Below are 25957 nucleotides of genomic sequence, written 5' to 3' on the forward strand. Positions count from 1 at the left end.
AACGCTCTAGCCGCTCAGGCGCGCGACGACGTCGGCCGGGCTCATGTTCTCGCGCGAGCCGTCGGCGCGCCGTTTTACCTCGACCTTCCCCTCGGCAAGGCCCTTGGGACCGACCAGAATCTGCCAGGGGATGCCGATCAGGTCGGCGCCGGCGAATTTGGCGCCGGCGCGCTGGTCGGTGTCGTCATAGAGGACGTCGACGCCCTTGGCGGTGAGTTCGGCGTAGAGCTTCTCGCAGGCGCCGTCGACCGCCGCATCGCCCTGCTTCAGGTTCAGGATGGTGGCGCGGAACGGAGCCACCGCTTCCGGCCATTTGATGCCGGCATCGTCATGGCAGGCCTCGATGATGGCGCCGGCCAGGCGGGAGACGCCGACGCCGTAGGAGCCGCCATGGATCGGCACATCGACGCCGTCGGGGCCGGCGACCAGCGCCTTCATGGAGTCGGAATATTTGGTGCCGAAATAGAAGATCTGGCCGACCTCGATGCCGCGGGTATGCAGGCGCTTGTCCGCCGGCACCTCGGTCTCGAAGCGCGCGGCGTCATGGACGTCTTCGGTTGCGGCGTAGACCGAGGTCCATTGCTTGATGATCGGCGAGAGATCGCCCTCGTAATCGACGTCGTCGGCCGGGATCGGCAGGTCGAGCACGTCCTTGTCGCAATAGACGCCGGACTCGCCGGTCTCCGCGAGCACGATGAACTCGTGGCTGAGGTCGCCGCCGATCGGCCCGGTTTCGGCGCGCATCGGGATCGCCTTCAGCCCCATCCGCGCGAAGGTGCGCAGGTAGGCGACGAACATCCGGTTGTAGGCGCGGCGGGCCGCCGCCTCGTCAATGTCGAAGGAATAGGCGTCCTTCATCAGGAACTCGCGGCCGCGCATCACGCCGAAACGCGGGCGCTGCTCGTCACGGAACTTCCACTGGATGTGATAGAGGTTGAGCGGCAGGCTGCGGTAGGACTTCACAAAGGCGCGGAAGATCTCGGTGATCATCTCCTCGTTGGTCGGCCCGTAAAGCAGCTCGCGCTTGTGGCGGTCGGCGATGCGCAGCATTTCCGGGCCGTAGGCGTCGTAGCGGCCGCTCTCGCGCCAGAGGTCGGCGAGTTGCAGCGTCGGCATCAAGAGCTCGAGCGCGCCGGCGCGGTCCTGCTCCTCGCGCACGATCTGTTCGATCTTCTTCAGCACCCGGAAGCCCAGCGGCAGCCAGGCATAGATGCCGGCGGCTTCCTGCCGGATCATGCCCGCCCGCAGCATCAGCCGGTGCGAGACGATCTCCGCCTCCTTCGGATTCTCTTTGAGGATGGGCAGGAAGAACCGCGACAATCGCATGGGTTTTGGCTCGACGGATTCGGGGGGAAACGGCGTGAGGCAGTCAAACCGGATTGCCCGGCAAAACACAAGGCCGGGCCCGGTCGAAATGCCCGCAAACGGGCCGATTATGCCGGCTATCGCCGCGGATTTACGCGATAAGGCCGGACGCCTTGAGCGCGCAACTGTAACCGTGCGATCTCTTCGGCCGACAGTTGACGTCGCGCTGTCCTGACGTCGTCGCGGATAACACCGGGATAGCGGAGGATCGCCTCCTCCGCCTGCTCCGGTCGCGCTATGCCGACTGCGAAGAATCTGAAGCCCGGTCCCGTGTCGATGGTCAGCCTGACCTCGACGAGCCAGCCGCATGGCGCCCACTCGCTGATGCCATCGGCTGGCCCGGGATCGGCGCCTGACAAAAGCTGCGCTTCCCGATCGCGACCTTGCGGCCGGGCATCCAGCACCCCAAGCTGGTCGTGGGCGCCGGTCATCGGCCGCTACTTCTTCATCATGTGGCCGGAATGATCGTCGCCACCGGGCGCCTTCGCACCGACGCTCTGCACGTCCAACGACACGTTCACCTTGCCGGCTTTCTCGAACTGCAGCGTCACCGGCACCTTGTCGCCCTGCTTCAGCGGGTTCTTCAGGTCCATCAGCATGATGTGATTACCGCCGGGGGCAAGCTTCACCGTCTTGCCGGGATCGATGACGAGCCCCTTGTCGAGCGGACGCATCTTCATGACGCCGCCATCCATCGCCATCTCGTGGATTTCGATGCGGCCGGCGATTTCGGCGCTGCCGCTGACCAGCCGGTCGACAGACTTGCCCTTGTTCTCGACGGTGAGATAGCCGCCCGCCACCTTCGCGCCGCTCGGCGTCGCCCGGCTCCAGGGCTGGGTGATGACGAGATCGCCCGCCTTGACTTCCTGTGCGTGTACCGGCGCGGTCACGAGCGCCGCAAGTGCGATGGCAAGAGCAATCGTTTGGTTAAGTCGCTTCATGATTTTCTTCCTTTTCTGCCCAGACTCTTCTTCAATTTCGCGCGGCGAGCTGTCGCGCCGACCATTGCTTGAGATCGGCGATCTCCGCCGAACCTTCGATCGTCGTCATCTTGCCTTCGCGCGTGATCAGCAGCGTACGGGGTATGTCGCCCTGCCAGGTCGGATCGATCTCGAATCTCAGGCGATCGGCGAAACCGTCGAACATCCAGTTCTCCGCCAGCGACAGCCCGGACCGTTCCAGCATGGCGCGTGTCGCCGCCGGCAGGTTGGGAACGAAGTCGGCGCTGATCGTCACAATGTCGATGCCGGGATGATCCTTCATGAAGGCGCCGAGCAGCGGCAGTTCGACCTTGCAGGGCCCGCAGGTGACGCCCCAGAAATGCACGATGGTCGGCCGTCCCGCATGCGCCTTCATCAGCTCCTGCCAGCTACCCCGCCCGAACGGCTTGAGCTGCGTCTCCGAATCCTGCGCCGGAGCGGGCATCAGGAGCGCGAGAAGGAGGGCTATCGCCAGAAATTGCGGTCTCATGACTCGTCCCCGATCGGGATGAAACGATAGCCATCGGCTTTCGTCATCCAGGAAAGATAGGTTCGCCGCCCGTCCGTGACCAGCAGCGGGTGATCCGACGCGTCGGAGGTTTCGGCGATGGTCCGCGGCCTGGTCCAGCTCTGCCCGTCATCGGCGGAGGTCATCAGGTTGACGCCGGTCTTCTCGCCGTCGAATTCCTTCCACGCAACGATCAGTCCATGCGGGCCGGCGAGCACGAAGGGGCGCGACGGCCCGCGCTTCGCATCCCCAAGGGGCAACGGCACCGAGAAGCTTTTGCCGCCGTCGCGCGAATGCGCATAGAACAGCCCCTTGCGCGCCCTGCCGTTGGTGAACCAGGTCACGTGATAGGTGCCGTTGGACGAAATCGCTAGGCTCGGCCCGTGATGCGGACAGGCCGCGATCTGCCAGTCGTCCACGCTGACCCGGCGCGGCTCGCCCGCTGCGGCGGGGCCGGAGAAAGCGATCACGGCATGATCGCGCACGCCGCCCTCAAAGATGTTCCTGAACACGATGACGGGACGGTTCGACGGATCGAATGCGAGGCCGATGCGGCAGCATTCGCAGGTGTTGTCGATTGCCATCCGCGCGTCGGACCAGCTCGCACTGCCGTCCTTCGAGGAAGCAAAGAACAACGCCGCGCCCTCGTACTTCCGGCCCGCCTGCTGCGCCGGAACGCGATTGCGCTTGTCGATCCACGCCACGAACAGCTCGCCGTCTTTGTCGAACCCGATCGCCTCGAAACGCTGGCTTTCGTTGCTCGCCGTGACCGGACGCATGGCGGCAAAGCTCTTGCCGCCGTCGTCGGAGCGCGTGGTGAGCACCTGCCCGTTGAAGGCCTTGTCCTTGAAGATGGAGAATGTCAGCGCGATGCCGCCCTTGCGGTCGATCGCGATCTTCGGGCGGGCATCCGGACCCCAATCGAGATTGAGCGGCTCCGGCGTCGCTGCAACCGGCGCTGCAAAGCTCTTGCCGGCATCGTGCGAACTCGCCACGGAGATCCTGCCGCCAGCCATCCAGGCGAGCCACAACGTTCCATCGGGCGCAAAGGCGGGCGTGACCTTGGTTGCACAGCGCAGCGCAGCCTCGTTGCAGGCGGCCTCCGCGCCGTGCTGGTGTTGCATTTGCGCCAGAGCGCCACCCTGCCAGAGGAGGAAGGTTGCGGCGGCGAGCGGTTTCGAGATGTTGGCCATTTGCTTGTGCATCCGGGTCACCTGAACGCGATCTTCATGCCCGCGACGAACGCCCGTGGCGCACCGGCATAGATCGATCCGGCGGTGGCCGCCAGGACGCTCGCGGGATTTTGGACACCCGCTGCCGTCACGGTATTGCCGATGTTGTTGGCGGAAGCGACATAGGTTCGGTCCAACAGGTTGCGCACCTCGAGGAACAGGCTCAGCGACTTCAGCGATCCCGATGCAAGCTCCGTCTTGTAGTGCACGTTGGCGTTGACGAGCTCATAACCCGGGGCCTTGAGCAAATTCGCGTTCTCCATGTAAAAGGAGTCCTTCCAGACCACCTCGACGAAGGCGCCGAGGCCTCGCAACGGCCCGGACGTCTCGTCCCACGATAGTCGCGCCGTCAGTTCGTTCGGCGAAATGCCCGGGATCTTGTTGCCGACGCGGTTGAAGCTGTAGGTCGTGCCGTTTGTGATCTTCTCGACATACTCGGTGTAGAACTCGTCGAGATAGGTGTAGGCGGCTGTAAGGCGCCAGGTCGGCAGGAAGCGCCAGTCCACGGCGAGTTCGACCCCCCGATGCTCCGACCGGGGAGCATTGAACGTGTAGCTCGTGTTGGGCGCGCCCGCTGGCGTCGCCTGGGTAACCAGCTCGTCACGGAAAAACTCATAGAAGCCGGTCAGGCTGACTTTCAGCGCGTTGTTGGGTGTCCAGTCGGCCCCAAGGTCATAGCCGATGTTGCGCTGCGCGTTCAGCTGCGTGTTGTTGCCGAATTGACCGGAGGAAATCACGAAGAGATTGCCAACCTGCGGCGTCCCGTACCCCGTTCCGACGCGCGCCCGGAACTGCCACTCGCTATCCGGCTTGAACAGCAATGCAACCTCGGGGGCGGTGTTCTGGAATTGCCGATCCGCGCCCGTAAGGCCGGTGGTGATGACGGGCGCCGCGCCGGTGTAGGTATATGCGGTGTTGATGCCCCACAGATTCGTCTGCTCCCAACCGACTCCGGCAATGGCGGTGAGCGTAGGGGCGAGCTTGATTTCCTCGCGCGCACGGAAACCCCAATTGGTATGGGAAGCGGTCGTATTCGCCACGATCCGGCCCTGTGTCGCATTGCCTCCCGGCACCACATTTCGCGTATCGCTCGACCACGGAAGCGTATTGTAGAAGGCGCCGACATAGGTCGTCGTGTCCATCCCGAAGATCTCGCCGCGCCGGGTGACGTCGCTCACGAAATTGTAGGATGCGAAATCGCCGATAGCGCTGGTCGTGCCCGTGGGCTGGTTGATGTTGCGGTCATCGAACACGAACTGGTTGCGCCAGATCGTCTGATTGTCGAAATCATGCTCCCATCGGCCACCGACGATGGTGCGACGGTCGTTGCGGCCGAGGCCCGCGACGATCGAGGTGAACGGAGTCCTCGTGCCGTTGAATCCATTGTTGAACAGCGACACCGTCCCGCAGCCGACCGTACCCGGTGTCTCGCATCCCGCCTGGAACGGATTTTGATAGTACTGGTTCAGCGATAGGCGGACCGGCAAGCGCGCGAAAAGGTCGTTGTGGATCAGCTTGAAGGTCAGGCGGTCATCCGGCGTTGCCTGCAATGTGCTGACGAAATTGACGGTCTGCGTGTTGAACCAGCTGTTCTGGATGTAGCCGTCACCGCGAACGTCGCTGCCAAAGAACGTGTACTCGAAGTTTCCGATCTTCTTGCCCGCGCTGAGGTAGTTGTTGAGGTAGCCGAAGCTGCCGCCGTCGACGCCGTATTCGAATCCGTCGATCTCGCGCCCCGGCCGCGTGCGGAAATTGATCGCGCCGCCGGTCGCATAATTGCCGTAGAGCGCCGAGGACGGTCCGCGGATGACGTCGATGGCGCCGTAGGCGTGCGGATCGATCAGGTCGCTGCGCGACAGCCCGTCCGGCTGGGTGACCGGAAAGCCGTCGTCGAAGATCACCATGTTGCGGATGCCAAAGCCGTTGCGGGCATTGGAGCCGCGGATCGAGATGCCGAAATCGCGCGGGCCGTTGCCCTGCTTGATCGAGATGCCCGGACTGTCGCGCAGCACGTCGGCCACCGAGAAGGCCGGACGGTTGTCGAACTGGCTGCGGTCGATCGTGGTTCCGGTCTGCCCGTTCGGCGCCTGGTAGAGATTCCCGGCACCCATGCTGCTCGTGTTGATGACGACGACAGGCAACTGGCGCTCCGAGGGCGCACTCGCCGGCTGCATCCGACGCGGTCCCGCGGCTGCGGTGCCGCTGCGCTTCGGTGGAACCGGCCTGGCCTGGCCCTCGCGCGGGGCCTCGACATTGACGGGCGGCAGCGCGGCCGGTTCGGCGCTCTGGCCATGGGCAAGACCGGCATGGGCGATCCAAGCCACATGGATAGCCACGATGCTCACGCCGCAGAGGGCATGACGTCCTAACATTGCAAATTTCCTGACGCCGACGCGACGACGGCCGGCCACTCACAAGCATTCACCGGCACGGCAAGCCGATACCGGTAGCGAGGCTTTGGTCAGGAAAGGGGCGGAGGCGCGCGCGCCTGTTCCGGTGAGCCGGCACGGGAGGTGACCGGGTCGAGCGCCAGTTCGTGCCAGACCACGGAGGTGACCTGGCGGTCGAAGGTGAAGACGGCCGCGGTCTGCGGGGGATCAACGGGCGCTCCGGTGTGCAGCACCCCGCACAGGCCGCAGCAGCCCCGCTGGGCGCCCTGCGCGCCGGACTGGTCATCCTGGCCGTTTGCAGCCGTGCCATTGCCGTGGCAGATCGCGGCCCCGCTCAGCGGATCGGAAGCGGCAACGCCCGCAGCCCAGCAGGCGGCGATCGGCGCAAAAACCTGCACCGCCAGCGCAATCAGGACTATGGGCAGAAAGTTCTTCAGCCGCCTGCGCATCGCAACACCCATCCACGGCCAGAGTAACCACCTGCGGCGCCTGAAGTCGAGGCTGGGTTCCCGGGATTCTCTTGCTGGAGGGCCATGAAATACCAGCATGGCGCGGGGGTATCGTCGTAGCGCAAGGTAAGCCGGAGGTTTTTCGGCCCCGTCCCTATCCCCTTACTCCGGCACGGGTTTTTCGGACATTTCCGCAACCGACGGTGGCACAATTCCAATCATTTCGCAGTTTGCTGGAATTTTGAACAATCGTTGCTGAAAATGGTGACAAGACGAAAAAGATGGTCTACGAAAGCGGCCTCAGGCCAGCCGCGAGGTTGGACTGGTGGTCCAAGTCTCGGGAGGAACCCTGACGCGCACAAGCAGCGTCACCCCGTTCAATAAGAGCAAATCTAATTTTTCGGGTGAAACAGGGTCGACACAATTTTTAGAGCAGGGCTTGCGCCCTGCTCTTTTTTTTCGCGAGTAAGGATCGTGGCTGAACGGCGCGAAAGACCATGCCCTTAATGAACTTCATCGAGCGCAGTTTCGAGCTCGCCGCAGAGCGTTGCGAGGACCTGACCCCGCCGGTCTATCGCCGCCTGCATGCCGAGCACCCCGAAACGCTGGCACTGTTTCGCAGCGAAGGCAGCGAGCTCGTCAAGGGCTCGATGCTCGCAATGGCGATCGAGGCGGTCCTCGATTTTGCGGGGGAGCGCAGCGGCAAATTCCGCATGATCGAATGCGAGGTCGGCACCCATGACGACTATGGCGCCCCGCGCGAGCTTTTCGTCGCCTTCTTCGGCGTGATCATGCGGACGTTGCAGGAGGTTCTCGGCCCGGACTGGACCGCCGAGATGGACGAGGCCTGGCGCAAGCTGATCGGCGAGATCGAAGGCGTAGTCGCGGAGACCCTGAACTAAACTAGAACAGCTCCCGCTCCAGGAAGTTCGAGCCGATGTCCGCCGTCCGCCTGATGGGATTGAAATCGCAATAGACGCCGTCGGCGAACAGCGTGTAGCTCGCGATGATGGTGTCCTTGTTGAGCTTGACCGAGTTCAGGCCGATCACCGCGGTCTGCTTGCCGCCGTTCCATTTGAAGGGCGTCGTGCTCTGCGCCCTCTCGCAGGCCGCCACGGCTTCGGCGAAGACGGCGCTTTCCACAAAGGCCTTCGTGGTCTGCAGCTGTCGCAGCGTCTTCCAGTTCATATAGAAGGAGCCGGCGAGGCCCGCGATCAGCAGGACGATGAGCCCGATCGTGATGCGCTGAAAATTCATCTTTCTCCTCGCCCGTTACTCACTTTTCGGGATCATGCCCTAGAACGGCATCCCCATCAGCTTCGACAACCGCTCCACGGAGAGGTATCCGGCCTGATGGGCCCACATGCCGATGGCGAAAATGACCGCCGAGATCACCGTGGTCCAGATCAGCTTGCGGCCCATCCGCGCCATGATCGGCGCGCCCGGATCGGTGCCGGGAGCGCCCCCGCCGTCTTCATGCTGGCTGCGCACGCCGAACGGCAGCGTCAGGAACAACGTCACCCACCAGATGACGAAGTAGATCGCAAGCGCCGTTGTGATGCTGTAGGCCATCTCCGTCAGGCCTGCTCGATTTCGACCAGCGCGCCGGAAAAATCCTTGGGATGGAAAAACAGTACGGGCTTGCCATGCGCGCCAATCTTCGGCTGGCCGTCACCGAGTACGCGGGCACCTTCCCTGATCAGCTGATCGCGCGAAGCGATGATGTCCACCACCTCGTAGCAGACATGATGGATGCCGCCATCCGCGTTGCGTTCGACGAATTTGGCGATCGGCGAGGCTTCCCCGAGCGGCTCGATGAACTCGATCTTGGTGTTGGGCAGGGTCACGAACACGGTGACCACGCCGTGCTCGGGCAGCGGCACCGCGTCGGAAATCTGCGCGCCGAACGCCCCGCCATAGATCCTGGCGGCCTTCTTCGCGTCCTTGACCGCGATCGCCACATGATTGAGCCGGCCCAGCATGTCTCTCTCCCAATTCTCACGCGTCACACCACGAGGACATGGACGAAGCACAGCGGCTTCTTGCCCCACTCCTCGTTCACCGCGGCCCGCACCGCCCGGCGCACCGATTCCGCCAGCGCATCCGGGTCGCGCCGCCGCGCCCGCGGCAGGCCCTCGACCGTTGATACCACGGCCTCGAAGACAATCTCGTCGAGTTCCTCGCCTTCCGCATTCTTCTCGGGGACGCCGACCAGATCAACCTCGGGATCGTCGGCCAGCTCGCCTTTTTCGGTCATGGCGACCGCGACGAAGACACAGCCGGCAAAGCCGATCTTGCGGCGTTCCACCACCGCACGCGACTTGGAATCCTCCAGGATCTTGCCGTCCTTGTAGAGGCGTCCCGACGGCAGCTGGTCGATGATGCCGGGATCGCCCGGGCCGAGCTTGACCAAATCGCCGTTGCGGCAGGTCAACACCTTCGGCACGCCCGCGGCGCGCGCGAGTTTGGCGTGTTCCGACAGATGCAGCGCCTCGCCGTGGACGGGGATCAGGATCTGCGGGCGCACCCAGGAGATGATGTCGCGCAGCTCGTCGCGCCGGGGATGGCCGGAGACGTGCACGAGGTGGGTGCGGTCGGTGATCACCTCGACCCCCTGGGTGACGAGGCCGTTGATGATGCCGCCCACAGCCTTCTCGTTGCCGGGAATGGTGCGCGAGGAGAAGATCACGCAATCACCCTTGTTCAGGGTCACCAGCGGATGGTCGTCGTTGGCGATGCGCGCCAGCGCCGCGCGCGGCTCGCCCTGGCTGCCGGTGCAGAGCGCCAGCACCTTGTCCGGCGGGAAATGACCGTAGAGGTCCATCCCCCGGAAATTCTGCACCCCGTCGAGATAGCCGCATTCGCGCGCCACCTGCACCACCCGCTCCATGGCACGGCCGACCACCACGACTTCGCGGCCGGCTTCCTTTGCGGCGTCCGCCACGGCCTTCACGCGCGCGACGTTGGAGGCGAAGGTCGTCACCGCCACCCGGCCCCTGGCGGACTTGACGATCTCCGCGATGCTCCTTGCGACCTCGGTTTCAGAGGGTGAGCGCCCCTCGCGCACGGCGTTGGTGGAATCGCCGACCAGCGCCAGCACGCCGGCGTCGCCAAGCTCGCGCAGCCGCTTCTCGTCGGTCGGCGGTCCCAGAATCGGGGTCGGATCGATTTTCCAGTCCCCGGTATGCAGCACTGTGCCGACCTCGGTATGAATCGCCAGCGCATGCGATTCCGGAATCGAATGCGCGACCGGAATGAACTCGACGTTGAACGGCCCGAGATCGATGCGCCCGCCCGACTGCACCACGTTGACCGGAATTTTCGGCGGATTGCGCTCAGCCTCGAGCTTGGCCTGGAACAGCGCCGCGCTGAACCGAGTGGCGTAGATCGGACATTTCAGCCTGGGCCAGAGGTCGATGAGCGCGCCGAAATGATCCTCGTGGGCATGCGTCAGCACGATGCCCATCAGGTTCTTGCGTTCCTTCTCCAGGAACGTGATGTCGGGCATGATCAGATCGATGCCCGGCAGGTGTTCCTCGTCGCCGAAGGAGACGCCGAGATCGACCGCGAGCCATGAGCGCTGATGCCGGTTGCCGAGGCCGTAGATCGACAGGTTCATGCCGATCTCGCCGACGCCGCCCAGCGGTGCAAAGGTGAGTTCGTCGGACCGAGCCATCAGGACGCCCTCACGGATGCGGCCGTGCCGAAATAGACCTCTCCCGCGGCGACGGGCAGGCGCCTGCCCTCGGGTGTGCGGACGATCAGGCAGCCCGTCTCATCGATGGTGTCGAAGATGCCCTCGATGGTGGCCGCGCCGGTATTGATCGCAACCTTCTCGCCGAGCCCCACGGCGCGCTCGAGCCAGAGTTTTCGGATGTCGGAAAAGCCGCGGCCCTCGTCCCAGATGCCGCGGAACTCGACCCAGGCGTCCGACAGCGCCCGGAACAGCTCATCGGCGCTGATCTGGATGCCCAGTGCATGCAACGACGTCGCCGGCGTCGGCGTGCCCTCAGGTGCCGCGACGACATTTGTGCCGATCCCGACCACGACCGCCAAGCCCGCGGAAACCGCCTCGGCCTCCAGCAGGATGCCCGTGAGCTTTTGCCGCCCGGCCAGCACGTCATTGGGCCATTTAAGTCCGAACTTGAACGGGTCCATACCACCAGAGCGAAGGGTGGCCTCGACACTTACCGCCCGCACCGCTGCCTCCAGCGACAGCCCAGCCGCGAAACCAAGGGTGGCCGCCACCGCGGGCGTCACGTCCATGACTTCGAGAATGCTGCTGGCGAGATTGCCGCGCGGCGCGATCCAGGCGCGCTGCCGCCGTCCCCGCCCCGCGGTCTGCTCGGTCGTGACGAACCACATCGGTCCCCGCTCGCCGTCGCGGGCGCGGGCCATCGCCTCCGCATTGGTCGAGCCGATCTGATCGAACGCGGCGAGCCTGTAGCCCACGGATGCAGCTCGGGAGCCGAGCGATATGCTCATCTTATTTTTTTGCACATGATCTTCTCCGAAAACCGGTGCCCACTTTTCGGGGTCATGCGCCCTAGAAAAGCGATTTCGCGGCAGCCGTTGCGACACTGACCAGCGGCCCCGGATAGATGAAGAAGAAGATGTTGAAGAGACCCGCGACCGCCACCACCGTGCGCAGCTCCACGCGGACTGGGTCAAGCTTGCCGGCGGGCTCGTCGAAATACATCACCTTGATGATCGAAAGGTAATAGAACGCGCCCACGACGCTGGTCAGCACCCCGACCACGGCGAGCGTGAACAGGCCCGCCTTGATCGCCGCGACGAAAACGTACCATTTGGCGAAGAATCCCGCGAGCGGCGGGATGCCGGCGAGCGAGAACAGCAGCATTGCAAAGAAGAAGGCGAGCAGCGGATTGGTGCGCGACAGGCCGGCAAAATCCTTGATCTCCTCGACCGCCTGGCCGTTGCGCTTCATGGCCAGGATGATGGCGAAGGAGCCGAGCGTCATCGCTACATAGATCGCGATATAGACCAGCACGCCCTGCGCGCCCTCTACCGTGCCGGAGGCAAGACCGACCAGCGCAAAGCCCATATGGCCGATCGAGGAATAAGCCATCAGCCGCTTGATGTTGGTCTGCCCGATCGCGGCAAAGGCGCCCAGCGCCATCGAGGCGATCGAAACGAACACCAGGATCTGCTGCCATTGCGGCACGATTCCCGGAAACGCGGTCAACGTGACGCGCGTGAACACGGCGAGCGCGGCAACCTTGGGCGCGGAGGCAAAAAACGCCGTCACCGGCGTCGGCGCACCCTCATAGACGTCGGGTGTCCACATGTGGAAGGGGACGGCGGAGACCTTGAAGCAGAGGCCGGCGAGCAGGAAGACGAGCCCGAACACGATGCCGGTGCTGCCGGTCTTGACGGCGGCCGCAATGCCGGCAAAGCCGACCGTGCCGGTGAAGCCGTAGATCAGCGAGGCGCCATAGAGCAGCATGCCCGAGGACAGCGCACCCAGCACGAAATACTTCAGGCCCGCTTCGGTGGACTTGGCGTTGTCGCGGTTGCTGGCGGCGACCACGTAGAGCGCGAGGCTCATCAACTCCAGCCCGAGGTAGAGCATGATGAGATCGCCGGCCGAGATCAGCACCATCATGCCGAGCGTAGAGAGCAGCACCAGGATCGCATACTCGAAGATGCGCCCTGACGGAGTGGACAGGAATTCCGCCGACAGGATCAGGGTCGCCGCCGAACCGATCAGGGCCAGAATCTTCAGGAAGCGCGCAAAATCGTCGACGATGAAGCTGCCGCCGAAGGTCGTGAGCTTGCCGGCCGGCAGCATCAGCTCCAGCACGCCGGTGACGACCAGCAGCGCGATCGACAGCCAGGTGATCGCCCGCGTCGTTCCCTCGCCGCGATAGGCGCCGAGCACCAAGAGCAGCATGGCGCCGACGGCCAGCACCAGCTCCGGCAGCACCGGCAGCAACTGATAACCTGCACTCTGGAAATTCATGGCGCTTGTCCTTCGGCTGCCGCGGTCAGTGCAGCAGCGCGGCTGCCTTCACGGCAGTCACTGCAGTGTTGTAGTTGTTGACGAGTTGCTGGACCGAGGCCGCCGACATGTCGAGCACCGGCTTCGGATAGACGCCGAACAGGATGGTCAGCGCCACCAGCGGGAACAGGGTCAGGCCTTCGCGGAAGGTCAGATCCTTGATCGAGGCGAGCGACGGCTTGGTCATCGCACCGAACACCACCTTGCGGTAGAGCCACAGTGCGTAGGCCGCCGACAGGATCACACCGAAGGTGGCGAAGAACGCGGTCGGTATCGAGACCTTGAACGTGCCGAGCAACACCATGAATTCGCCGACGAAACCGGACGTGCCGGGCAGGCCGACATTGGCCATGGTGAAGACCATGAACACGAAGGCATAGAGCGGCATGCGGTTGACGAGGCCGCCATAGGCCGCGATCTCGCGGGTGTGCATGCGGTCGTAGACGATGCCGACGCAGAGGAACAGCGCGCCCGAGACGATGCCGTGCGAGATCATCTGGAACACGCCGCCGGCGACACCCTGCATGGTGCCGGCAAAGATGCCCATGGTGACGAAGCCCATGTGCGCCACCGACGAATACGCTATCAGCTTCTTCACGTCCTCCTGCATCAGCGCCACCAGCGAGGTGTAGACGATGGCAATCACCGAGAGCGTGAAGATCAGCGGCGCGAAGTCGTGCGAGGCCAGCGGGAACATCGGCAGCGAGAAGCGCAGGAAGCCGTAGCCGCCCATCTTCAGGAGGATCGCCGCCAAGATCACCGAGCCCGCGGTCGGCGCCTCGACATGCGCGTCAGGCAGCCAGGTGTGCACCGGCCACATCGGCATCTTCACCGCGAACGAGGCGAAGAAGGCGAGCCACGCCCAGGTCTGCATGCCGCGCGGCACCGCCGTGCGCATCAAGGTCGGGATGTCGGTGGTGCCGGCATTCCAGTACAGCGCCATGATGGCGAGCAGCATCAGCACCGAGCCGAGCAGCGTGTAGAGGAAGAACTTGAAGGAGGCGTAGACCCGGCGCGGGCCGCCCCAGACGCCGATGATCAGGAACATCGGGATCAGGCCGCCCTCGAAGAACAGGTAGAACAGCACGAGGTCGAGCGCCGAGAAGGTGCCGACCATCAGCGTTTCCAGGAACAGGAACGCCATCATGTATTCGCGCACGCGGTTCGTGATCGATTTCCAGCTCGCGATGATGCAGAACGGCATCAAGGCGGTGGTCAGGATGACGAACGGCAGCGAGATGCCGTCCACGCCCATGTGGTAGGTGATGCCGGTGGCAAGCCAGGATGTCTTCTCGACGAACTGGAAGTCGGCGCTGGAGGCATCGAAGCGCCAGACCAGGATCAGCGATACCGCAAAGGTGACCAGCGTGGTCCACAGCGCGATCCAGCGCGCATTGCGCGCAGCCGCCTCGTCCTCGCCGCGGATGAGGTAGATCAGCAGCGCGCCGACGACCGGCAGGAAGGTGACGACGGAAAGGATTGGCCAGGTTGTCATTACTGGCCTCCCAAGCCGAACATGAACCAGGTGATCAGGCCGGCCACGCCAATCAGCATCGCGAAGGCGTAGTGATAGAGATAGCCGGTCTGGATTTTCACGACATTGCGGGTGACGTCGATCACGCGGGCAGAGACGCCGTCGGGACCGAAGCCGTCGATGACGAAGCCGTCGCCCTTCTTCCAGAGCTGGTAGCCGATCCACTTCGCCGGACGGACGAAGATGAGATCGTAGAGCTCGTCAAAGTACCATTTGTTGAGCAGGAACTGGTAGAGCAGCGGCTGCTGGCTGGCGAGTTCGACCGGCAGATACGGCCGGCGGACGTAGAACAGCCACGACACCAGGAAGCCGCCGACCATCATCACCGTCGGCAGGAATGCGATCACCGGCGAGATATGGTGCATCTCTTCGATGATGTGCGGCTTCATCTTCAGCGACTCGCGGAAGAAATCGTCCACGGCATGGCCCGCGAACAGCTCCTTGAACGGAAAGCCGGCCAGGATCGAGCCGACCGCGAGAATGCCGATCGGCACCAGCATCCAGATCGGGGCCTCATGCGCGGCCTCGTAGTGCTCCTGGTCGTGCGGCTCGCCATGGAAGGTCTTGAAGATCAGCCGCCAGGAATAGAACGAGGTCAGGCCGGCTGCGACCACCGTCATCAGGAAAGCATAGAGGGCGAACGGATTGTGCGCGACGTAGGCGGACTCGATGATCGCGTCCTTGGAGAAATAGCCGGCAGTCAGCGGGAATCCGGTCAACGCCAGCGTGCCGACCAGCATGACGAAATAGGTATAGGGGATGCGATCCTTCAGGCCGCCCATGTTGCGGATGTCCTGCTCGTGATGCATCGCGTAGATCACCGAGCCGGAGCCGAGGAACAACAGCGCCTTGAAGAAGGCGTGTGTGAACAGGTGGAACATGCCGACCGAATAGGCCCCTGCTCCCATGGCCACGAACATGTAGCCGAGCTGCGAGCAGGTGGAGTACGCGACAATGCGCTTTATGTCGTTCTGTACGAGGCCGACGGTGGCGGCAAAGAATGCGGTGGTAGCGCCGAAGAACATCACGACGGCCTGCGCGTTCGGCGCAAGCTCGAACAGCGGCGACAACCGCGCCACCATGAACACGCCGGCGGTCACCATGGTCGCGGCATGGATCAGCGCTGAGACCGGCGTCGGGCCCTCCATCGCGTCCGGCAGCCAGGTGTGCAGCAGGAACTGCGCCGACTTGCCCATCGCCCCCATGAACAGGAGCACACAGGTCAGCGTCAGCGCATCGGCTTGCCAGCCCAGGAAGTTGATGGTCTTGCCGGTCAGGCCGGGAGCAGCGTGGAAGATGGTCTCGAAGTCGGTCGAGCCGACCAGCATGTAGATGGCGAAGATGCCGAGCGCGAAGCCGAAATCGCCGACGCGGTTGACCACGAAGGCCTTGATCGCCGCCGCATTGGCCGAGGGCTTCTGATACCAGAAGCCGATCAGGAGATAGCTCGCCAGGCCCACGCCCTCCCAGCCGAAGAACAGCTGCACGAGGTTGTCGGCGGTCACCAGCATCAGCATCGCGAAGGTGAACAGCGACAAGTAAGCGAAGAAGCGCGGCCGGTACGGATCCTCGTCCATGTAGCCGATGGAATAGAGGTGCACGAGCGAGGAAACGGTGTTGACCACGACCAGCATCACCGCGGTCAGGGTGTCGATGCGCAGCGCCCAGGCCACCTGCAGGTCGCCGGAATTGATCCATGGCAGGAGCGCGATGCGGGCGTCATGCTTGAGGAAGCCGACATCGACCAGCGCGAACCAGGACAGGCCCGCGGAAACGAACAAGAGGCCGGTGGTGATCAGTTCGGCCGCACGTGAGCCCTGCGCCGGCGGCTCGGAGACGTGGTGGTCGTCGTGGCCGTGATCGTCATGGCCATGGTCGTCATGGGCGATCGAAGCATGGGCATGGGCGTGGCCATGATCGTGGTGTTCGACGGTATCCCCGCTCGGATTGCGCGCATGCGCGCCGAAGATCGCGATCAACCCCGCGAGGATGGCGCCGAGCAGCGGCAGGAAGACGATTGCCTGATACATGCCCCGCCCTAACCCTTCATCAGATTGACGTCTTCAACCGCGATCGAGCCGCGGTTGCGGAAATAGACCACCAGCACCGCAAGGCCGATGGCAGCTTCCGCAGCGGCGACCGTCAGCACCAGCAGTGCAAACACCTGGCCGACGATGTCGCCGAGGAAGGTCGAGAACGCCACCAGGTTGATGTTGACCGCAAGCAGGATCAGCTCGATCGACATCAGGATGACGATGATGTTCTTGCGGTTGAGGAAGATGCCGAGAATCCCGAGCGTGAACAGGATCGCGGCGACCGAGAGATAATGTCCGAGCCCGATGGTCATTTCACCCACTCCGCGGCGTCCGCGTCCTGCAGGCCCTGACCGGAAGCCACCTTGCGCACGCTCATGGCAAGCTCCGGCGTGCGCGCGTTCTGCACGTTGATGTCCTGCCGCTTGACCGCCGCCTTGTGACGCAGCGTCAGCACGATGGCGCCGATCATGGCGACGAGGAGCACCATGCCGGCCAGCTGGAAGTAATGGATGTACTTGGTGTAGAGCACGAGCCCCAGCGCTTCGGTGTTGCTGACATTGGCCGGGATTGCCGCCGTGATCGCCTTGGTCGTGCCGGGCTGGATCAGCCAGGAGCCGACGACCAGTAGCAGCTCGAACATGAAGATGCCGCCGATGACGAGGCCGACCGGCAGATATTCGATGAAGCCCTCGCGCAGCTGCACGAAATCGACGTCGAGCATCATGATCACGAACAGGAACAGCACCGCGACCGCGCCGACATAGACAACGATCAGCATCATCGCCAGGAATTCTGCGCCCATCAGCACGAACAGGCCGGACGCGTTGACGAAGGCGAGGATCAGGTACAGCACGGAGTGCACGGGATTGCGCGAGACAATCACCATCACCGCCGATGCCACGCAGACGCCGGCGAAGAGATAGAAGAACAGCGCGGGAAGGATCATGCCCTCACCTCACCGGTACGGCGCGTCGAGCTCGATCGCCTTGGCGATCTCGCGTTCCCAGCGGTCGCCATTGGCGAGCAGCCTGGCCTTGTCATAGTAGAGTTCCTCGCGCGTCTCGGTGGCGAATTCGAAGTTCGGTCCCTCGACGATGGCATCCACCGGGCAGGCCTCCTGGCACAGCCCGCAATAGATGCATTTCACCATGTCGATGTCGTAGCGAACGGTGCGCCGGGTGCCGTCGTTGCGGCGCGGACCGGCCTCGATCGTGATGGCCTGCGCCGGGCAGATCGCCTCGCACAGCTTGCAAGCGATGCAGCGCTCCTCGCCGTTGGGGTAGCGGCGCAGCGCGTGCTCGCCGCGGAAACGCGGCGAGATCGGCCCCTTCTCGAAGGGATAATTCAGGGTCGGCTTCGGCTTGAAGAAATAGCGCATGGCGAGAAAGAACGCCGATACGAATTCGGAGAGCAGGAGCGAGCGGGCCGTTGCGTTGATGTTGACACTCATGGCGACCTCACTTCGGCGCGATGCCGGCGAATTGCAGCACACCCGCCACAATCACCACCATTGCCAGCGACAGCGGAAGGAACACCTTCCAGCCGAGCCGCATCAGTTGATCGTAGCGGTAGCGCGGCACGATCGCCTTCGCCATCGCGAACAGGAAGAACATGAAGAACAGCTTGAGCGAGAACCAGATCACGCCGGGGACCCAGGTGAACGGCGGCAGGTTGACCGGCGGGAGCCAGCCGCCGAGGAACAGGATCGTCGCCATCGCGCACATCGTGGTGATGGCGACGTACTCGCCGAGCATGAACAGCAGGTACGGCGTCGAGCCGTATTCGACCATGAAGCCCGCCACCAACTCCGATTCCGCTTCCACGAGGTCGAACGGCGGGCGGTTGGTCTCCGCCAAGGCCGAGACGTAGAACACCACGAACATCGGGAACAGCGGCCAGACATACCAGTTCAGGATGGTGAGCTGCGGCAAGCCGATCAGGCTGGCAAGCCCGCGCGTGTTCTGCGCTTCCACGACGGCGGAGAGATTGAGCGAACCCGCGCAAAGCAGCACGGTGATGATCACGAAGCCGATGGAAACCTCGTAAGACACCATCTGCGCCGCCGAGCGGAGCGCGGCGAGGAACGGATATTTCGAGTTCGACGACCAGCCGGCCATGATGATGCCGTAGATCGACAGCGACGAGATCGCGAAGATGTAGAGGATGCCGACATTGATGTCGGAGATCACCCAGCCCAGATTCATGGGGATCACGGCCCAGGCGGCGAGCGCCAGGACGCAGGACACCAGCGGCGCCAGCAGGAACACGCCCTTGTTGGCGCCGGACGGGATGATCGGCTCCTTGAGCACGAACTTCAAGAGGTCCGCGAAGGACTGCAGCAAGCCCCACGGGCCGACCACGTTGGGGCCGCGGCGGATCTGCACCGCCGCCCAGATCTTGCGGTCGGCGAGCAGGATGTAGGCGATCGCGACCAGCAGCACGACGAGCAGCAGCACACTCTGCGCCACCATGATGATGAGCGGCCAGAGGAAGCCGGTCCAGAAGTCGCTTGCGAAGAATTCAGCCATCATCGCACGCTCACTCCGCTGCCGTCAGCATCTGGCCGGAGGCGAGGCGCGAACATTCCGCCATCACCGCCGATGCCCGCGCGATCGGGTTGGTCATATAGAAATCCTCGATAGCCGGCTTGAACGCCGCCTTGTCGACGCTGCCGCCTTTGCCGGCGAGCGCCTTGACGTCGTCAGCCTTGCCGGGCTCGATCTGGTCGATCCGCATCAAGTGCGGCGCTGCCTTGAAGATCGCCTGACGCAGCTGCGCCAGCGAGTCATAGGGCAGCTTCCTGCCCAGCACGTCCGACAGCGCGCGGACGATCGCCCAGTCCTCGCGCGCCTCGCCCGGCGGGAAGCCGGCGCGGTTGGCCATCTGCGCCCTGCCCTCGGTGTTGACGTAGATGCCGGACTTTTCGGTGTAGGCCGCGCCCGGCAGGATCACGTCGGCGCGATGCGCGCCGCGGTCGCCGTGGGTGCCGATATAGACCACGAATGTACCGTCCGGCACCTTGGTTTCGTCCGCGCCGAGCAGGAACAACACGTCGATGGCGCCGAACGTCGTCATCTGCGCGATCGACAGCCCGCCGCCAGTGGCCGCGAAGCCGATATCGAGCGCGCCGACGCGGGATGCCGTATCCTGCAGCACGCCAAAACCGTTCCAGCCATCCTTGAGCGCCCCGATGTCGAGCGCGAGCTTTGCGGCGAGCGACAGCACGGCGGCGCCGTCGGAACGCACAAGGCCCGCAGCGCCGACCAGCACGATCGGATGCTTCGCGTTCTTCAGCACCTCGGCGAACGAATGCTTGCCCGCGGCGAGATCGTTCAGCGAGTCCGTGCCCGCGCCGATATGGTCGTAGTCATAGGTGAGGTCGGCCTTCGGGCCGATCACGCCGACCTTGAGCTGGCCGGTGCGCCAGCGCTTGCGGATGCGCGCATTGAGCAGCGTGCCTTCACGGCGCGGATTGGAGCCGACGATCAGCAGCGCATCGGCCTGCTCGATGCCCGCAATGGTCGGATTGAAGATGTAGGAGCCGCGGCCGGCCTTGGCGTCGAACGCTTCGCCGCCCTGCACGGCCAGATTGGTCGAGCCGAATTTCGCCAGCAGCTCCTTCAGCGCGAACATTTCTTCCACCGCCGCGAGGTCACCGGCGATGGCGCCGATGCGGTTGCCATGGATGTGTCCGGCCTTGGCCGTGATCGCCGCAAAGGCTTCCTGCCAGGAGGCCGGGCGGAGCTTGCCGTTCTCGCGAATATAGGGCCGGTCGAGGCGCTGCGTGCGCAGGCCGTCGACGACGTGGCGGGTCTTGTCGGAGATCCACTCCTCGTTCACGGCCTCGTTGATGCGCGGCAGGATGCGCATCACCTCGCGGCCGCGGGTGTCGACCCGGATCGCCGAGCCGACGCCGTCCATGACGTCCACCGACTGCGTCTTGCCGAGCTCCCACGGACGCGCCGCGAACGCATAGGGCTTCGAGGTAAGCGCACCGACCGGACAGATGTCCACGAGATTGCCTTGCAGCTCCGAGGTCAGCGCCTGCTCGAGATAGGTGGTGATCTCCATGTCTTCGCCGCGGCCGGTGGCGCCCATTTCCGGGGTACCGCAGACTTCCGCCGAGAAGCGGACGCAGCGCGTGCACTGGATGCAGCGGTTCATCGAGGTCTTGACCAGCGCACCGAGGTATTTGTCCTCGACCGCGCGCTTGTTCTCGGCGAAGCGGCTGGTGTCCACGCCATAGCCCATCGCCTGGTCCTGCAAGTCGCACTCGCCGCCCTGGTCGCAGATCGGGCAGTCCAGCGGATGGTTGATCAGCAGGAACTCCATCACGCCTTCGCGCGCCTTCTTCACCATCGGCGAGCGGGTCGAGATTTCCGGCGGCTCGCCCTTGGGACCGGGACGGCAGTCGCGCACGCCCCAGGCGCAGCTTGCGACGGGCTTCGGGCCGCCCTTCACCTCGACGAGGCACATCCGGCAGTTGCCGGCGATCGACAGCCGCTCGTGGTAGCAGAAGCGCGGGATTTCGGCGCCCGCGGCCTCGCACGCCTGCAACAGCGTGTACTCAGCGGGAACGTCGATCTCTTTGCCGTCGATGATGAGTTTGGTCATCGGCTTTACGTCTTTCGCAGCTTGCAATCGGGCGGCGCAACGGCCGCGGTCTTCATTGCGCTCCTGACCCATTGCTGGGTGTCGGCGCCGTAGGTCGAGAGATAAGCGGGCTCCGCACTGTTCTTCTCGCAGAGGAACGGCAGATGCGGCCGCAGATCGTAGTCGCACGAGGCCTGCCATTCACCGCGGCTGGCGAAGGCGGAAATGGCTTCCTCGCAGGCGTAGAGGAAATAGGTCACGAAGGTCTCGTACTGCACGCGCTCGTCGCGGCTCGCCGTCTTGATCGCGTCGAAATCGGGCTGGGCAAATTTCGGGTTCTTGAACGCGAGATCGGTATAGCCAAGGAATGCCTGCCGCGCGCTGGCGGCGCGGTTGTTGAAACGGATCTCGTTGATCTGGAAAAGGATCGCAACAAAGCCGAGCAGCGCCACGGCCGCCTGCGCCATCTGCGCGAGCGTCCCGTATTTCTGCCAGAAAGTGGCCGGTTGCGACATCTTGGCCCTACTCCGCCGCAACCATGTTGACGGGATCACGCACTCCGATGTCGTCGATATCGGCCTTGTGCGAATACTCTGCGATGCGTTCCTCAATTTCGTGACGGAAATGCGCGATCAGGCCCTGGATCGGCCAGGCCGCGGCGTCGCCGAGCGCGCAGATGGTGTGGCCCTCGACCTGCCTAGTCACTTCGAGCAGCATGTCGATCTCGCGCTTGTGCGCGCGGCCTTCGGCCATGCGGGTGAGCACGCGCCACATCCATCCCGTGCCCTCGCGGCACGGCGTGCACTGGCCGCAGCTCTCGTGCTTGTAGAAATAGGAGATGCGCGCGATCGCCCGGATCAGGTCGGTCGACTTGTCCATCACGATCACGGCCGCGGTGCCGAGGCCGGAGCGCAGCTTGCCGAGACTGTCGAAATCCATCGGCGTGTCGATGATCTGCTCGGCCGGCACCATGCGCACCGACGAGCCGCCGGGGATCACGGCCTTGAGGTTGTCCCAGCCGCCGCGGATGCCGCCGCAGTGCCGCTCGATCAGCTCGCGGAACGGCAGCCCCATCGCCTCCTCGACGTTGCAGGGGCGCTCGACATGGCCGGAGATGCAGAACAGCTTCGTGCCGACATTGTTGGGCCGGCCGATCGAGGCGAACCACGCCGCACCGCGCCGCAGGATGTCGGGCGCAACCGCAATCGACTCGACATTGTTGACGGTGGTCGGGCAGCCATAGAGGCCGACATTGGCCGGGAACGGCGGCTTCAGCCGCGGCTGGCCCTTCTTGCCTTCGAGGCTTTCCAGCAGCGCGGTTTCCTCGCCGCAGATATAGGCGCCGGCGCCGTGGGCGACATAGATGTCGAACGGCCAGCCGTTGACATTGTCCTTGCCGACCAGCCTGGCGTCATAGGCCTGATCGATTGCGGCCTGCAGGCGCTCGCGCTCGCGGATGAACTCGCCGCGAACATAGATGTAGCAGGCATGAGCGCCCATCGCGAAGCTCGCGAGCAGGCAGCCCTCGACCAGGAGATGCGGATCGTGCCGCATGATCTCGCGATCCTTGCAGGTGCCGGGCTCGGACTCGTCGGCATTGACGACGAGGTAGCTCGGGCGCCCGTCGGTCGATTCCTTGGGCATGAACGACCATTTCAGCCCGGTCGGGAAACCGGCGCCGCCGCGGCCGCGCAACCCGGAGGCCTTCATCTCGTTGATGATCCAGTCGCGGCCTTTGTCGATGATCCCCTTGGTGCCGTCCCAGGCGCCGCGGCGCCGCGCGCCCTCGAGCCCCCAGTCGTGGAGGCCGTAGAGATTCTTGAAGATGCGGTCCTTGTCGTCGAGCATGCCTACAGCTTTCCGAACATCAACGGTTGACCTGGGAGTAAGCGAGCCCCGCGGCGCATCCGCCGAAGGTCAAGGCCCACAACAGGCTCGATTCCAGCGTGGCGCTGAGAGCGTAGCGCTGCAGCAGGAAGATGAATGCCGCGGCCACCACGGCATGCAGGCCGATGTAGCGCCAGTTCTTCATCGCAGCGACCTCCCCAGTCCTTGCAATCGCGATTGCGCGCGCCCGCTTCATGTCACTTCCTTCAGCGTGGTCGGTCCGCCCACCGGCGCCGAGAGCTGACGGTCGATCTGCGGCCCGGGCTTTGGCGGATTGCCCGACGCAAAGCCGTCCAGCACCTTGCCGAAGCTTTCCTTCGTCAGGTCCTCGTAGGTATCCTTCCAGATCAACACCATCGGCGCATTCACGCAGGCGCCCAGGCATTCCACTTCCTCCCAGCTGAAATTGCCGTCCTTGGAGAGGTGGAAGGGCTCATGATGGATACGATGCTGGCAGACCTCGATGATCTCGCCCGCGCCGCGCAGCCGGCACGGGGTGGTGCCGCAAACCTGCACATGCGCCTTCTTGCCCACGGGTGCCAGCTGGAACATCGTGTAGAAGGTCGCCACCTCGAGCACGCGGATATAGGGCATCTCCAGGAGGTCGGCGACTGCGCGGATCGCAGCTTCCGACACCCAACCCTCGTGCTGTTCCTGGACGCGCCAGAGAATGGCGATCACGGCCGAGGCCTGCCGGCCCGGCGGATACTTCGCGATCTGTTGCTTCGCCCAGGCGAGATTCTCGTCCGTAAACGCAAAGCTCGCGGGTTGCAGTTCCTTCGGGGCAAGACGGCGGACGGACATTGTTCAGTCTTTCATTGCAAGCGTGCATTCAGCGCGTGGATGCGGTCCTGCCAGAACGCACTTGCGGTGCCGAACACGTTGTAGCCGACGTGGGAAGAAACCTTGATGCGGTCGAGAATCGACAGCTCGGTCACGGTCTCCATGCGATTGCTGCTGGGATCATAGACGATCAGCTTGAGAGGAGTTTGCTCCAGAATAAATCGCGAGACGGTATGTTTGGGGTCGTTGCCGTGCTCCTCCGCGAGAAGCACGCTGTCCTCCTTCAGGAGCCGGGTGCCGCCCTTGATCGCCTCGATCTCGACGCCCTCGACGTCGAGCTTGATCAGGAACTTGCCGCCGGAAGCAACCTTGCCGTCGTCGAGGAGATTGTCGAGCGCGATGACGGGCACCTCCTCGCCCTCCTCCTGGCCGCCCGCGATGCTCAGCGCCTCGTGCTTGGTGCCGGAGAGACGCGCCGTGCCGCGCGCGGCGCCGATCGCGCACTTCATCGCGTCGAAGCGGTTGTTGTTGATCCCGGCATTGTTGGCAAGCTTGGCGAAATTCGCCGAGGACGGCTCGATCGCGATCGCCCGGTGCGAGCCGTACGGCTTGCTCGAGACCAGCACCGACCAGTAGCCGTAATTGGCACCGCAATCGAGCAGCGTGTAATCGACGTCGGCGGACGCGCGGAACAGCAGGTCGAGTTCGTCCTCGTAGGAAAAGGTGCGGTTGAGCAGCTTGCTCCAGTAGCCGTCGCCATAGGGAAAGGCGAAGGTGGCATCCTCGTTCAACCTGATCGCGATGTCGCGCTCGGGAAGCGTCCTGCGCAGCAGATTGGCGCAGCTGTTGTAGCCGCGATGCGAGAAGTTCGACGAAATCTTGGATCCCAGCGTGAGCGCCACCGCCGCAAGGCGCTCCCACGCGTTCGCGCCTTCCAGCACGCCCGAAGCCCGATCAAACTGGATGGGCGGGATCGCCATCACCGATCGACCTCTCCGAACACGATATCGAGCGAGCCGAGGATGGCGGAGACGTCGGCTAGCAGATGGCCCCTGCAGATGTGGTCCATCGCCTGCAGATGCGCGAAGCCCGGTGCGCGGATCTTGCACTTGTAGGGCTTGTTGGTGCCGTCGGAGACCAGATAGACGCCGAACTCTCCCTTCGGCGCCTCCACCGCGGCATAGACCTCGCCGGCCGGCACGTGGACGCCTTCGGTATAGAGCTTGAAGTGATGGATCAGCGCTTCCATCGAGCGCTTCATATCGCCGCGGCGGGGCGGCGCGATCTTGTTGTCCTCGACGACGACCGGCCCCTGCCCTTCGGGCTCGCGGAGTTTCCGGATGCACTGCCTCATGATGCGCACGGACTGGCGCATCTCTTCCATGCGGATGCAGTAGCGATCGTAGCAATCGCCGTTCTTGCCGATCGGGATGTCGAAATCCATCTCGTCGTAGCATTCGTAGGGCTGCGCCTTGCGCAGGTCCCACGCCGCGCCCGAGCCGCGCACCATGACGCCCGAAAAGCCCCACTCCCAGGCTTCCTTCAGCGTGACGACGCCGATGTCGACGTTGCGCTGCTTGAAAATGCGGTTTCCCGTCAGCAGCGTCTCGAGGTCGGCAACCACCTGCAGGAACGGTTCGCACCATGCCTCGATGTCGTCGATCAGTTTCGGCGGCAGATCCTGATGCACGCCGCCGACGCGGAAGAACGCCGCATGCATGCGCGAGCCGGAGGCGCGCTCGTAGAACACCATCAGCTTCTCGCGCTCTTCGAAACCCCACAGCGGCGGGGTCAGCGCGCCGACGTCCATCGCCTGCGTCGTGACGTTAAGCAGATGCGACAGGATGCGCCCGATCTCGGAATAGAGCACGCGGATCAACTGGCCGCGGCGCGGCACCTTGATGCCAAGCAGCTTTTCCGCCGCAAGGCAGAAAGCGTGCTCCTGGTTCATCGGCGCGACGTAGTCGAGCCGGTCGAAATAGGGGATCGCCTGCAGATAGGTCTTCTGCTCGATCAGCTTTTCAGTGCCGCGATGAAGCAGGCCGATATGGGGGTCGACGCGGGCAACGACTTCGCCATCGAGCTCCAGCACGAGACGCAAAACGCCATGGGCTGCAGGATGTTGAGGCCCAAAGTTGATGGTGAAGTTACGCAGATTCTGAGGCTGTTCATTCATGG

Annotated in this window: 27 protein-coding genes; 1 reads left to right on the forward strand and 26 read right to left on the reverse strand. The window is 64.0% G+C overall.

From position 1 onward, the window contains the following. Nucleotides 1-6 precede the first annotated feature (6 nt). From proS to HZB49_RS10420, 7 genes are all read right to left on the reverse strand, one after another. The gene (proS, locus tag HZB49_RS10390) at nt 7-1326 is read right to left on the reverse strand and encodes a proline--tRNA ligase (protein ID WP_291610777.1); all 1320 of its coding nucleotides are present in this window, start codon (nt 1324-1326) and stop codon (nt 7-9) included. Nucleotides 1327-1442: 116 nt separating this feature from the next. Further along, entirely contained in the window at nt 1443-1796 is a 354-nt protein-coding gene (locus HZB49_RS10395) for a hypothetical protein (RefSeq protein WP_291610779.1), read from the reverse strand. Between the two features lie 6 nt (nt 1797-1802). Then, a complete protein-coding gene (locus HZB49_RS10400) occupies nt 1803-2306 on the reverse strand; it encodes a copper chaperone PCu(A)C (RefSeq protein ID WP_291610782.1) in 504 nt (167 codons plus the stop codon). Between the two features lie 31 nt (nt 2307-2337). Continuing rightward, entirely contained in the window at nt 2338-2835 is a 498-nt protein-coding gene (locus HZB49_RS10405; RefSeq protein ID WP_291610784.1) for a TlpA disulfide reductase family protein, read from the reverse strand. Further along, nucleotides 2832-4046, reverse strand: coding sequence for a sialidase family protein (locus tag HZB49_RS10410; RefSeq protein ID WP_291611179.1), 1215 nt, complete (start codon nt 4044-4046; stop codon nt 2832-2834). Before HZB49_RS10410 ends, HZB49_RS10405 begins: the two co-directional genes overlap by 4 nt. Before the next feature lie 17 nt (nt 4047-4063). Further along, on the reverse strand, nt 4064-6457 hold the full coding sequence (locus HZB49_RS10415) for a TonB-dependent receptor (RefSeq protein WP_291610787.1): 2394 nt from the start codon (nt 6455-6457) through the stop codon (nt 4064-4066). Between the two features lie 89 nt (nt 6458-6546). Continuing rightward, the gene (locus HZB49_RS10420) at nt 6547-6924 is read right to left on the reverse strand and encodes a DUF2946 domain-containing protein (RefSeq protein ID WP_291610789.1); all 378 of its coding nucleotides are present in this window, start codon (nt 6922-6924) and stop codon (nt 6547-6549) included. 497 nt (nt 6925-7421) lie between these two features. Between HZB49_RS10420 and HZB49_RS10425 the strand changes: the two genes are divergently transcribed. Next, nucleotides 7422-7826 (forward strand): globin, encoded by a 405-nt coding sequence (locus tag HZB49_RS10425; RefSeq protein ID WP_291610790.1) that lies wholly within the window; start codon nt 7422-7424, stop codon nt 7824-7826. A gap of 1 nt (nt 7827) precedes the next feature. Here the strand turns inward: HZB49_RS10425 and HZB49_RS10430 are convergent, their stop codons facing one another. The 19 genes from HZB49_RS10430 to HZB49_RS10520 all read right to left on the reverse strand — a co-directional run bounded on the left by HZB49_RS10430 (nt 7828) and on the right by HZB49_RS10520 (nt 25955). After that, nucleotides 7828-8181, reverse strand: a complete 354-nt coding sequence (locus tag HZB49_RS10430) for a hypothetical protein (protein ID WP_291610792.1) — start codon at nt 8179-8181, stop codon at nt 7828-7830. Nucleotides 8182-8220: 39 nt separating this feature from the next. Continuing rightward, nucleotides 8221-8496 (reverse strand): DUF1467 family protein, encoded by a 276-nt coding sequence (locus HZB49_RS10435; RefSeq protein ID WP_291610794.1) that lies wholly within the window; start codon nt 8494-8496, stop codon nt 8221-8223. Between the two features lie 5 nt (nt 8497-8501). Continuing rightward, the gene (mce, locus tag HZB49_RS10440) at nt 8502-8906 is read right to left on the reverse strand and encodes a methylmalonyl-CoA epimerase (protein WP_291610797.1); all 405 of its coding nucleotides are present in this window, start codon (nt 8904-8906) and stop codon (nt 8502-8504) included. Between the two features lie 23 nt (nt 8907-8929). Then, nucleotides 8930-10600, reverse strand: coding sequence for a ribonuclease J (locus tag HZB49_RS10445; protein WP_291610799.1), 1671 nt, complete (start codon nt 10598-10600; stop codon nt 8930-8932). After that, complete coding sequence (locus HZB49_RS10450) at nt 10600-11409, reverse strand: biotin--[acetyl-CoA-carboxylase] ligase (protein ID WP_291610801.1); 810 nt, start codon at nt 11407-11409, stop codon at nt 10600-10602. The genes HZB49_RS10445 and HZB49_RS10450 overlap by 1 nt, the downstream gene beginning before the upstream one ends. 61 nt (nt 11410-11470) lie before the next feature. After that, nucleotides 11471-12907 (reverse strand): NADH-quinone oxidoreductase subunit NuoN, encoded by a 1437-nt coding sequence (gene nuoN, locus HZB49_RS10455; protein WP_291610803.1) that lies wholly within the window; start codon nt 12905-12907, stop codon nt 11471-11473. A gap of 25 nt (nt 12908-12932) precedes the next feature. After that, complete coding sequence (locus HZB49_RS10460) at nt 12933-14441, reverse strand: NADH-quinone oxidoreductase subunit M (RefSeq protein ID WP_291610805.1); 1509 nt, start codon at nt 14439-14441, stop codon at nt 12933-12935. Further along, nucleotides 14441-16510 (reverse strand): NADH-quinone oxidoreductase subunit L, encoded by a 2070-nt coding sequence (gene nuoL, locus HZB49_RS10465; protein ID WP_291610806.1) that lies wholly within the window; start codon nt 16508-16510, stop codon nt 14441-14443. The genes HZB49_RS10460 and nuoL overlap by 1 nt, the downstream gene beginning before the upstream one ends. 8 nt (nt 16511-16518) lie before the next feature. Further along, nucleotides 16519-16827 carry an NADH-quinone oxidoreductase subunit NuoK gene (gene nuoK, locus HZB49_RS10470; RefSeq protein WP_291610809.1) on the reverse strand — a complete coding sequence of 103 codons (309 nt, stop codon included), beginning with the start codon at nt 16825-16827 and terminating at the stop codon, nt 16519-16521. Further along, a complete protein-coding gene (locus tag HZB49_RS10475) occupies nt 16824-17462 on the reverse strand; it encodes an NADH-quinone oxidoreductase subunit J (protein ID WP_291610811.1) in 639 nt (212 codons plus the stop codon). Before HZB49_RS10475 ends, nuoK begins: the two co-directional genes overlap by 4 nt. A 9-nt stretch (nt 17463-17471) precedes the next feature. Then, nucleotides 17472-17966, reverse strand: a complete 495-nt coding sequence (nuoI, locus tag HZB49_RS10480; RefSeq protein ID WP_291610813.1) for an NADH-quinone oxidoreductase subunit NuoI — start codon at nt 17964-17966, stop codon at nt 17472-17474. A gap of 7 nt (nt 17967-17973) precedes the next feature. After that, complete coding sequence (nuoH, locus tag HZB49_RS10485) at nt 17974-19044, reverse strand: NADH-quinone oxidoreductase subunit NuoH (RefSeq protein WP_291610815.1); 1071 nt, start codon at nt 19042-19044, stop codon at nt 17974-17976. 10 nt (nt 19045-19054) lie between these two features. After that, nucleotides 19055-21130 carry an NADH-quinone oxidoreductase subunit NuoG gene (gene nuoG, locus HZB49_RS10490; protein ID WP_291610817.1) on the reverse strand — a complete coding sequence of 692 codons (2076 nt, stop codon included), beginning with the start codon at nt 21128-21130 and terminating at the stop codon, nt 19055-19057. Nucleotides 21131-21135: 5 nt separating this feature from the next. Then, on the reverse strand, nt 21136-21624 hold the full coding sequence (locus HZB49_RS10495) for a hypothetical protein (RefSeq protein WP_291610819.1): 489 nt from the start codon (nt 21622-21624) through the stop codon (nt 21136-21138). A gap of 7 nt (nt 21625-21631) precedes the next feature. After that, nucleotides 21632-22957, reverse strand: a complete 1326-nt coding sequence (nuoF, locus tag HZB49_RS10500) for an NADH-quinone oxidoreductase subunit NuoF (RefSeq protein ID WP_291610821.1) — start codon at nt 22955-22957, stop codon at nt 21632-21634. Nucleotides 22958-22976: 19 nt separating this feature from the next. Continuing rightward, entirely contained in the window at nt 22977-23192 is a 216-nt protein-coding gene (locus tag HZB49_RS10505; protein ID WP_291610823.1) for a hypothetical protein, read from the reverse strand. Then, nucleotides 23189-23800 (reverse strand): NADH-quinone oxidoreductase subunit NuoE, encoded by a 612-nt coding sequence (gene nuoE, locus HZB49_RS10510; RefSeq protein ID WP_291610825.1) that lies wholly within the window; start codon nt 23798-23800, stop codon nt 23189-23191. The genes HZB49_RS10505 and nuoE overlap by 4 nt, the downstream gene beginning before the upstream one ends. 11 nt (nt 23801-23811) lie before the next feature. Further along, nucleotides 23812-24759 carry an FkbM family methyltransferase gene (locus tag HZB49_RS10515; RefSeq protein WP_291610827.1) on the reverse strand — a complete coding sequence of 316 codons (948 nt, stop codon included), beginning with the start codon at nt 24757-24759 and terminating at the stop codon, nt 23812-23814. After that, nucleotides 24759-25955 carry an NADH-quinone oxidoreductase subunit D gene (locus tag HZB49_RS10520; RefSeq protein ID WP_291610829.1) on the reverse strand — a complete coding sequence of 399 codons (1197 nt, stop codon included), beginning with the start codon at nt 25953-25955 and terminating at the stop codon, nt 24759-24761. Before HZB49_RS10520 ends, HZB49_RS10515 begins: the two co-directional genes overlap by 1 nt. Between the last annotated feature and the right edge of the window lie 2 nt (nt 25956-25957).

This window comes from Bradyrhizobium sp., assembly GCF_016219575.1.
Classification (GTDB): domain Bacteria; phylum Pseudomonadota; class Alphaproteobacteria; order Rhizobiales; family Xanthobacteraceae; genus Bradyrhizobium.

Coding starts and splice junctions, on each gene's coding strand:
- proS (WP_291610777.1), bottom strand. CDS start 1,326: ATGCGATTGTCGCGGTTCTTCCTGCCCATCCTCAAAGAGAATCCGAAG.
- HZB49_RS10395 (WP_291610779.1), bottom strand. CDS start 1,796: ATGACCGGCGCCCACGACCAGCTTGGGGTGCTGGATGCCCGGCCGCAA.
- HZB49_RS10400 (WP_291610782.1), bottom strand. CDS start 2,306: ATGAAGCGACTTAACCAAACGATTGCTCTTGCCATCGCACTTGCGGCG.
- HZB49_RS10405 (WP_291610784.1), bottom strand. CDS start 2,835: ATGAGACCGCAATTTCTGGCGATAGCCCTCCTTCTCGCGCTCCTGATG.
- HZB49_RS10410 (WP_291611179.1), bottom strand. CDS start 4,046: ATGGCCAACATCTCGAAACCGCTCGCCGCCGCAACCTTCCTCCTCTGG.
- HZB49_RS10415 (WP_291610787.1), bottom strand. CDS start 6,457: ATGTTAGGACGTCATGCCCTCTGCGGCGTGAGCATCGTGGCTATCCAT.
- HZB49_RS10420 (WP_291610789.1), bottom strand. CDS start 6,924: ATGCGCAGGCGGCTGAAGAACTTTCTGCCCATAGTCCTGATTGCGCTG.
- HZB49_RS10425 (WP_291610790.1), top strand. CDS start 7,422: ATGCCCTTAATGAACTTCATCGAGCGCAGTTTCGAGCTCGCCGCAGAG.
- HZB49_RS10430 (WP_291610792.1), bottom strand. CDS start 8,181: ATGAATTTTCAGCGCATCACGATCGGGCTCATCGTCCTGCTGATCGCG.
- HZB49_RS10435 (WP_291610794.1), bottom strand. CDS start 8,496: ATGGCCTACAGCATCACAACGGCGCTTGCGATCTACTTCGTCATCTGG.
- mce (WP_291610797.1), bottom strand. CDS start 8,906: ATGCTGGGCCGGCTCAATCATGTGGCGATCGCGGTCAAGGACGCGAAG.
- HZB49_RS10445 (WP_291610799.1), bottom strand. CDS start 10,600: ATGGCTCGGTCCGACGAACTCACCTTTGCACCGCTGGGCGGCGTCGGC.
- HZB49_RS10450 (WP_291610801.1), bottom strand. CDS start 11,409: ATGAGCATATCGCTCGGCTCCCGAGCTGCATCCGTGGGCTACAGGCTC.
- nuoN (WP_291610803.1), bottom strand. CDS start 12,907: ATGAATTTCCAGAGTGCAGGTTATCAGTTGCTGCCGGTGCTGCCGGAG.
- HZB49_RS10460 (WP_291610805.1), bottom strand. CDS start 14,441: ATGACAACCTGGCCAATCCTTTCCGTCGTCACCTTCCTGCCGGTCGTC.
- nuoL (WP_291610806.1), bottom strand. CDS start 16,510: ATGTATCAGGCAATCGTCTTCCTGCCGCTGCTCGGCGCCATCCTCGCG.
- nuoK (WP_291610809.1), bottom strand. CDS start 16,827: ATGACCATCGGGCTCGGACATTATCTCTCGGTCGCCGCGATCCTGTTC.
- HZB49_RS10475 (WP_291610811.1), bottom strand. CDS start 17,462: ATGATCCTTCCCGCGCTGTTCTTCTATCTCTTCGCCGGCGTCTGCGTG.
- nuoI (WP_291610813.1), bottom strand. CDS start 17,966: ATGAGTGTCAACATCAACGCAACGGCCCGCTCGCTCCTGCTCTCCGAA.
- nuoH (WP_291610815.1), bottom strand. CDS start 19,044: ATGGCTGAATTCTTCGCAAGCGACTTCTGGACCGGCTTCCTCTGGCCG.
- nuoG (WP_291610817.1), bottom strand. CDS start 21,130: ATGACCAAACTCATCATCGACGGCAAAGAGATCGACGTTCCCGCTGAG.
- HZB49_RS10495 (WP_291610819.1), bottom strand. CDS start 21,624: ATGTCGCAACCGGCCACTTTCTGGCAGAAATACGGGACGCTCGCGCAG.
- nuoF (WP_291610821.1), bottom strand. CDS start 22,957: ATGCTCGACGACAAGGACCGCATCTTCAAGAATCTCTACGGCCTCCAC.
- HZB49_RS10505 (WP_291610823.1), bottom strand. CDS start 23,192: ATGAAGCGGGCGCGCGCAATCGCGATTGCAAGGACTGGGGAGGTCGCT.
- nuoE (WP_291610825.1), bottom strand. CDS start 23,800: ATGTCCGTCCGCCGTCTTGCCCCGAAGGAACTGCAACCCGCGAGCTTT.
- HZB49_RS10515 (WP_291610827.1), bottom strand. CDS start 24,759: ATGGCGATCCCGCCCATCCAGTTTGATCGGGCTTCGGGCGTGCTGGAA.
- HZB49_RS10520 (WP_291610829.1), bottom strand. CDS start 25,955: ATGAATGAACAGCCTCAGAATCTGCGTAACTTCACCATCAACTTTGGG.